Source organism: Pseudomonas sp. 7P_10.2_Bac1, from assembly GCF_025465935.1.
Classification (GTDB): Bacteria; Pseudomonadota; Gammaproteobacteria; order Pseudomonadales; family Pseudomonadaceae; genus Aquipseudomonas.
Map to the genome: position 1 here is coordinate 1 of NZ_JANLNV010000055.1, position 1450 is coordinate 1450.

Here is a 1450-nt window from a genome sequence, read left to right on the forward strand (position 1 = left end):
TGGGCGGATTCAACCGGTCGTCGCAACACCTTTATCGAGGTGTTTATGGGACGACCCGCAGGATGGATGCAAAAATTGACGGGCCGGGGAGCGATGCGTTCTCCAGGTGCGCCGTCACTTCGTAATGAGATTGAGCGGCTGTTTTGGGTGCAGATAGCGACAGGCATCACAAGCGAAAAGGCAGCACAAGCCGTTGGCGTATCAACAGCGGTGGGTACACGCTGGTTCCGTCATCGAGGCGGGATGCCATTATTCATGTCGAACCACATTTCAGGACGATACTTATCGTTCGCAGAGCGAGAAGAGATTGGGCTGCTTAGAGCGCAAAGTGTTGGCGTTCGTGAGATTGCCCGTCGCCTTGGACGAAGCCCATCGACAATTTCACGGGAGCTGATACGTAACGCTGCAACTCGTTGCGGTCGGCTTGAGTATCGAGCGTCAGTCGCGCAATGGAAGGCTGAACTGGTGGCCAAGAGGCCGAAACCAGCGAAACTGGTCACTAACCTGCGACTGCATCAGTACGTACGCGATCATCTTGAGGGCGAGGTTCAAGACGCCAATGGCGGTGAAATTTCTGGGCCTCGACCAGCGCCCTTCAAAGGCCGAAATAAACCGCATCGCAGTGACCGTAAATGGGTCAATGGCTGGTCGCCCGAACAGATCACCAACCGGCTCCAAATCGATTTTCCGGATGATGAGTCCATGCGCATCTCTCATGAAGCCATATATCAGGCGCTCTACATTCAGGGGCGAGGAGCACTCAAGCGCGAACTGGTGAGCTGCCTGCGCTCAGGACGCGCATTGCGTGTGCCAAGAGCCAGAGCGCAGGCCAAAGCGTGGGCACACGTCAGCGAGGACGTCATGATCTCCAGTCGCCCTGCTGAGGTAGAAGATAGGGCTGTGCCCGGGCATTGGGAGGGCGACCTGATCATCGGCCTGAATCGTTCTGCGATTGGAACTCTGGTCGAGCGCTCAACTCGATTTACCATGCTTGTCCATCTGCCTCGCGAGAAAGGTTATGGGCTAATTCCCCGCACAAAGAACGGCCCGGCGCTGGCCGGCTATGGGGCTGTTAGTATGGCCAACGCATTGAAGAAAACAGTGGCTGACCTTCCCATCGAACTGTGGCGATCTTTGACCTGGGATCGTGGAAAGGAACTGTCGGATCACGCTCGATTTACCATCGAATCCGGAGTAAAGGTTTTCTTTGCTGATCCACATAGTCCATGGCAGCGCGGCACAAACGAAAATACGAACGGCCTTCTACGGCAATACTTCCCGAAAGGCACTGACCTCTCTCGTTGGAGTGCGCAAGAAATACAGGCGGTAGCTCATGTACTTAACACTAGACCTCGAAAAACACTCGGCTGGAAAACACCTGCCGAAGCACTGAATGAGTATCTAAAGTCTGTACAACAATCCAGTGTTGCGACGACCGGTTGAATCCGCC

1 protein-coding gene is annotated in these 1450 nt (G+C 54.9%); it reads left to right on the plus strand.

What is annotated here, in order from left to right; genetic code table 11:
- Positions 1–66: 66 nt before the first annotated feature.
- Positions 67–1443 (plus strand): IS30 family transposase, encoded by a 1377-nt coding sequence (locus NTD86_RS09315; protein WP_262201915.1) that lies wholly within the window; start codon positions 67–69, stop codon positions 1441–1443.
- Positions 1444–1450: the final 7 nt, after the last annotated feature.